General features: G+C 69.3%; 7 protein-coding genes. 4 read left to right on the top strand and 3 right to left on the bottom strand.

The window, feature by feature from the left end; translation table 11 throughout:
- The first annotated feature begins 112 nt into the window (after positions 1-112).
- Positions 113-676, top strand: coding sequence for a hypothetical protein (locus tag ACH0BZ_RS16160; protein WP_406899757.1), 564 nt, complete (start codon positions 113-115; stop codon positions 674-676).
- Here the strand turns inward: ACH0BZ_RS16160 and ACH0BZ_RS16165 are convergent.
- Positions 673-855 carry a hypothetical protein gene (locus tag ACH0BZ_RS16165; protein WP_406899758.1) on the bottom strand — a complete coding sequence of 61 codons (183 nt, stop codon included), beginning with the start codon at positions 853-855 and terminating at the stop codon, positions 673-675. The genes ACH0BZ_RS16160 and ACH0BZ_RS16165 overlap by 4 nt on opposite strands.
- Before the next feature lie 393 nt (positions 856-1,248).
- Here ACH0BZ_RS16165 and ACH0BZ_RS16170 point away from each other — a divergent pair, with 393 nt between their 5' ends.
- Positions 1,249-2,727 (top strand): IS1634 family transposase, encoded by a 1,479-nt coding sequence (locus tag ACH0BZ_RS16170; RefSeq protein WP_406899765.1) that lies wholly within the window; start codon positions 1,249-1,251, stop codon positions 2,725-2,727.
- Here the strand turns inward: ACH0BZ_RS16170 and ACH0BZ_RS16175 are convergent.
- Both ACH0BZ_RS16175 and ACH0BZ_RS16180 read right to left on the bottom strand, forming a co-directional pair.
- Positions 2,702-2,998: a hypothetical protein gene (locus tag ACH0BZ_RS16175; RefSeq protein ID WP_406899759.1), complete on the bottom strand. Its 297-nt coding sequence runs from the start codon at positions 2,996-2,998 to the stop codon at positions 2,702-2,704. The genes ACH0BZ_RS16170 and ACH0BZ_RS16175 overlap by 26 nt on opposite strands.
- A 58-nt stretch (positions 2,999-3,056) precedes the next feature.
- A complete protein-coding gene (locus tag ACH0BZ_RS16180) occupies positions 3,057-3,593 on the bottom strand; it encodes a hypothetical protein (RefSeq protein WP_406899761.1) in 537 nt (178 codons plus the stop codon).
- Between the two features lie 112 nt (positions 3,594-3,705).
- Between ACH0BZ_RS16180 and ACH0BZ_RS16185 the strand changes: the two genes are divergently transcribed.
- Complete coding sequence (locus ACH0BZ_RS16185; protein ID WP_406899762.1) at positions 3,706-5,067, top strand: glycoside hydrolase family 1 protein; 1,362 nt, start codon at positions 3,706-3,708, stop codon at positions 5,065-5,067.
- Positions 5,068-5,213: 146 nt separating this feature from the next.
- Positions 5,214-5,885 carry a hypothetical protein gene (locus ACH0BZ_RS16190; RefSeq protein ID WP_406899763.1) on the top strand — a complete coding sequence of 224 codons (672 nt, stop codon included), beginning with the start codon at positions 5,214-5,216 and terminating at the stop codon, positions 5,883-5,885.
- Positions 5,886-5,973 lie beyond the last annotated feature (88 nt).

Below are 5,973 nucleotides of genomic sequence, written 5' to 3' on the forward strand. Positions count from 1 at the left end.
CGCCCCCGTCCCAGCGCCCTGAACAGCAGCGATCACCGCCCGAAACCCGAAACCGCCGTCAACTTGTGAAACTCAGGTCGACGACCCCGGCTGGCTGCTCGCCAACCAGGCGGTGGGGCGACTGGCCCGGACCGCTCAGGGCGAGGGCAGGTTCCGCGAGGCGGCGTTCCTCTCGGCGAGCGCCGGGGCCCTGATGGTGCAGGGGCGTCACCCGGACGAGCGGAGCGACGACGGCTACGTGGTCGAGGGCACCGTCCTGCGTCTGGAGCCGGCCGCGCAGCCGGCCGCCACCGTGCAGGACGACCTCACGGCGCTGCTGCGGCAGGCGGTGCGGCACGGGCTCGACGCCGGGGAGTTCGTGTGCCTCGAGGTCGGCGGCTGGGACACCGAGCCGGTGCCGTTCTGCATGTTCGGCGTCATCGACACACCGGAGGGGCGGATGAGCGTCGTCGAGACGGCCCCCGACCCTGAGGGCACGGAGTTCTGGGACGCGCACGTCGTCCCCGGCCGCCCCAGCCAGAGCCTCTCGGCGCCGGCGGACGAGGGGACGATCGACGTGGCGCCGATCCTCATGCTCGACGCAGCCTCGCGATGGGGACTCGAGCCCTGGGACCTCGCCCTGACGTTCGTGGGTCGGTCAGGGGAGGCTCCCAGGGCACGGGCCGATCCCCGTTAGATGACGCCCAGCGCCTCCAGCAGCGCCGTGCCACTGAACCAGAGGATGCTGAGCACGCCGAGGGCGATCGCGAGGTAGAACCGGATTCGCATGCCGGGGCTGGTGTGCCAGATCGCCTTGAGGTTGTGGACGAAGTTCTCTGGCGAGACCCCGCGCTTGATCCTGTACTTGTCGGACATGGTCCCCCTCTAGATCGCGTACATGTACTGCTCGAGGAGCAGCTCGTGGTGTTCGGTCCACGATGTATGGGCGGCATCGCCGAGGGCCTTGCCCAGCGGCGCCCGGGCGGGTGAGCCATGCGTGGAGGAAGCACGTTCTCGAGCTCCGCGAGCCCGTCGGCGAGCGCGGCGGCGTGGCGCCCCTCGGCGTCGACGGCGTCGAGCACCGCCCCCGCCGCCCCGACTTGGCTCAAATTGAAGTGACGTAGACCATATTGACGCGTTGGCCTGCGGGTATGGGTGTTCAGATTCGGGTTTTTCCGCACTAAGAGGGTGGTGTGGGGGTGGCCGGTAGATTCTCCTGGTGTGAGCCCGTATGTCCGCACGGTCAAGACCGCCTCTGGAGCGCGGGCCGTGCAGGTCGTGTACTCCGAGTACCGCGGCTCCAAGAAACTCAAACACGTCGGTTCGGCCCACACTGATGAGGACCTGGCGCTGCTTCGGGCGAAGGCGCAGGAGATTATCGAGGGCGAGCAACAGTCCCTTGACCTGGGCATCGATGTGACCCCGGCGGGGGCCGGGTCGAAGCAGTCCCCGTTGGCGGTCACCGGGGAGCGGGCCGGCTACCTCATCGATGCCATCACCGGCGCCTACCGGGCCCTCGGCTTCGATGCCGCCACCGATCACGACTCGGTGTTCGCCGATCTGGTGATGGCCCGGCTCGTGCAGCCGGGATCGAAGCTGGACTCGGTGGAAACCCTGGCGGAGATCGGGGTGGCATCGGCCAGCTACGCCACCATCAAGCGGCGTCTCCTGTCGTATGCCGAGCCCGGTTTCCGGGACCGGCTGACCGCCGCCAGTGCGGCCCATGCAGGCATCGGACCTGGGGTGATGGTGCTTTTCGATGTCACGACTTTGTACTTCGAGACCGACGAGGCGGACGATTTTCGCAAGCCAGGATTCTCCAAAGAGCGACGGCTGGAACCGCAGATCACCGTCGGATTGCTCGCCGATGCCTCCGGGTTCCCACTGGCCGTGGGGGCCTTCGAGGGGAACTTGGCGGAGACTCGCACGATGTTGCCGATGCTCGAACGGTTCGCTGGCACCTACAACGTGGACGACATCACCGTCGTCGCCGACGCCGGCATGTTCTCCGACGGCAACAAGAAGGCCATCGTGGATGCTGGCCTGCACTACATCCTCGGCGTACGAACCCCGGATGTGCCGTACCCGCTACAGGCGTGGAGGAAAGCCAATCCGGAGGCGGAGTACACCGATGGGCAGATCTGGAGTACTGCGGACCGCTCCGGGCGCGGCCCCGACGGGGTACCGCACTCGATCACCTACTACCAGTACTCGTGGGATCGGGCTCGCCGCACTCTCAAGGGCATCTCCGAGCAGGTCGACAAAGCCGAGAAAGCCGTCGCCGGGAAGATCGCGATCAAGCGCAACCGGTTCGTGGACCTGAAGGCACCGAAGAAGCAGGTCAACTGGGCCCTGGTCGAGAAGAATCGGGCCCTGGCGGGGGTCAAGGGCTACCAGACCTCACGCGTGGACCTGACGGCCGAGCAGGTGATCTCGGCGTACCGGCAGCTGCTGAAGATCGAGAAGACGTTCCGGATGTCCAAATCAGACCTGAAAGCCAGGCCGATCTACCACCACACCCGCCAGTCCATCGAGGCCCACCTGACCGTGGTCATGGCCGCGATGGCCGTCGGTCACCTGCTGGAGCAACGCTCCGGTTTATCCATCAAGCGCCTGGTCAGGACGCTAAAACGCTACCGCACCTTCGAGCTGACCATCGCCGGGCAAACCGTCCACGCCGCCTCCCCGGTACCCACCGAGATCGCCGACCTGATCGACCGACTCAACGCCCCCGACCTTCCGCACTAAATTGAGCCAAGTCGGGTGGAGGAAGCACGTTCTCGAGCTCCGCGAGCCCGTCGGCGAGCGCGGCGGCGTGGCGCCCCTCGGCGTCGACGGCGTCGAGCACCGCCCCCGCCGCGACACCGTCCCACCCGGCGTCCAGGGCCTCCCATCCGTCGCGGAGAATCCGGCGGCACTCCTCGGCGACGGCACGCGGGTCACGGACAGCGGCCCTCGTCGTCGTCACCGCCTCCAGGTCCCACCGGCGCACCACGTCGGCCCTCATCGTCTCGCCCATCGACGAGCCCTTCACTCGGGTTCGTCATGTACGAAGCGCCAGGGGCGCCGGGGGTCCCTCAGCAGTCCACGTTCTCGAACCGCAGACACGCGGGCGGGATCTCCTGGTCGGGTCCGTAGCCGTCCGCCGAGTCCGGATCGAAGGTCGGGGTCGGGTGCGTGCGCCAGTACTCTTCGGCGAACTGCTCGTTGTGGGCCTCCTGGTCGAAGGTCGGGGCCGGAGCCGGCGGATAGGCCGCGGCCATCTGGTTCTGGCAGTACTGCGTCCAGCCCGAGGTGCCGTCGGTGAAGAAGGTCGTGCCGTACTCCATGGTGGAGTCACCGCAATGCGAGATCGTCTTTCCCAGACAGTGGGGGGCCTGCTGCCCGGGTGCGTCGGTGAAGCCGACGGCGCCGCACCCGTCCGAGGCCGGCGCCGCGGCGGGTGCCTCGCTCGACGACGTGGGGGAGGTGCTCGAGGCGGTGGACGAGCCCGACGGCGGGACCGTCGTGGTGACCGTCTCCACGACGGTCTCCGGGGCCTCGGAACCACACGAGCCCAGGGCGAGCAGCGGTACGAGCAGGACCGCGAATACCGCGGCGGCGTACGAGCGCATGGGAACTCCCTTCACGCCCGCCGCCCGCGCTGTGGGAGGGCTCGACACCGGTGCGGTCACGCGCGAACGTTATCTCGACCCGCGAACGTCCGCCACTGCCTACAGTGATCCCATGAGCCGACGCCAGCAGGTGGCCAGGGCGGTACGTGGTGGCGCCGCGATCGTCGTCGCCATCGGTCTCGCCGTGGCGGTGTCGCCACCGCGTGAGGCCTCCGCGGCGACGCCGCAGGACACCTCGCCGGGTGTCGGCTTCCACTGGGGCGTCGCCACGTCGGGCTTCCAGGTGGAGGGCTCGAATCCGGACTCCAACTGGAAGCGGTACACCGACTCCGCCGCGCCGTCCGGGCAGACGGATCCCGTCGGCGACGCGGTGGACTTCTGGAACCGCTATCCGGAGGACATCGCGAACGCCGCAGCGATGGGCGTGAACACCTTCCGCCTGTCGGTGGAGTGGGCGCGGATCGAGCCCGAGCGTGGGCGGTACGACGAGGCGGCGCTCGCGCACTACGACCGGATCATCGACACCATCCGCGCCCACGGCATGAAGCCCATGATCACCATGGTGCACTACGTCTATCCGGGCTGGCTCGCCGACGAGGGCGGCATGCTCGCGCCCGGAGCAGTGGAATCGTTCGGCCGGTTCGCCGAGCTCGTCACCGACCGATGGGCGGGTGACGGGACGCTCTGGGTGACGTTCAACGAACCCCTGGTGTTCTTCAAGCACGAGATGACCATCGGACGGGTGGGCCTGCCGGACTTCTCCCGCTTCCTCGACGCAGTGGTGGCCTCGCACCGGCTCGGCTACGCGGCCGCCCACAGCGCCGATCCGCACGCGATGGTCACGATGAACGAGGCCTATCTGCCCATGGCCACCGAGTTCACCGACACCCTCGTGGCCGACCGGGTGGCCGACGCGGTGGACTACGTGGGGATCGACTACTACTACGGCGTCGCGCTGAACAACCTCACCGCGGCCCACGCGGCGGTGGACGACTTCGCCGCGGTGCGCCCCCAGCCTGAGGGGATCTACGAGGCGGTCAAGCACTACGCGCGCTCGTACCCGGGCAAGCCGATCTACATCGTGGAGAACGGGATGCCGACCCGCGACGGCGTCCGGGCCGACGGGATCGAGCGGGGCGACTTCCTGCGCGACACCGTCTTCTGGCTGCAGCGCGCCGTGGCCGACGGCTATCCGGTGATCGGGTACAACCACTGGTCGCTCGTCGACAACTACGAGTGGGGCGACTATTCGGCCCGCTTCGGGCTCTACCGTGTGGACGTGCTCGGTGACCCGGCGTTGACCCGTCAGCCGACCTCCGGGGTCGAGGCCTACCGCGAGATCATCGCGGCCGGGGGAGTGGGGCCGGGCTACCGTCCGGTGCTCCCGCCGGCGTGGTGCTCGCTCGCGTCGATCCCCGACAGTTGCCTCTCCCCGGCCCGCGCCGACGGGCCACTGGTGCCACTGGCCCGATGAGCGGACCTCGTCCGGTCGGTCGACGCCGGGGCGGGCGGCCGTGCCACGGTTCTGCACGTCGTCCGCGTGTGTGGCCTCGTCCGGCGGGCCGGTCGGCCAGACTGTAGGACGACGTCCAGACCCGGGCGACCGGGTGATCGACGGAGATGAGCGCCATGACGCAGCAGGCCGACCAACAGCCCCCCACGCCGCGCCGGGGGATCCTCTACGCACTGGTGGGGGCGCTGATCGGTGTGGTCGTGGTGGCGCTGCTCGCACTCGGCGGGGTCGCGGGACCGGGGGGTGACGACGAGACGACGCAGGCCGCCACAGAACAGACCGCCGCCGAGACATCCGTGGCGACGCCGGACCCGGCGGACGCCAACGACCAGGGCGACGCTCAGAAGACGGACGCGGCGGAGTCCACGAGCCCGACCAGTCCGACCAGCCCCGCGAGTCCGAGTCCGACCACCTCGGCCACCCCGTCGAGCCCGGCCGAACCGCGCCCGTGGTCGGTGTCCGAGGCCGCCCCGGACGGCGGCACCTACTCCGGCACCGTGGTCCAGCGCGGAACCCAGCGGTCCGACACCCAGTACGAGGTCACCCTGACCTTCGCCAACACCGGCTCGTACGTCACCTACCCGACCCTCGGATGTGCCGGCAGACTCGCCCCGACCGGGGACGAGAACGGCGCCCGCGTGTACCGGGAGACCATCACCTCGGGAACCTGCGACCAGGGCGGCACCTGGCACGTGACGCGCGACTCCGCCGACGCGGTGACCGCCGAGTACCGGCCCGCGGCCGGCGACTACACGGTGGCGGGGCAGCTCACGCGGTGAGGGGGCGTGGGCTAGCTGTACTGCCCAGCCAGGTTGTTTGAGATCCGGCTGATGGGTGGGAGCTTCCCGATCGCGGTGTGGGGCCTGT

The organism is Dietzia sp. 179-F 9C3 NHS, from assembly GCF_045369825.1.
Taxonomy (GTDB): domain Bacteria; phylum Actinomycetota; class Actinomycetes; order Mycobacteriales; family Mycobacteriaceae; genus Dietzia.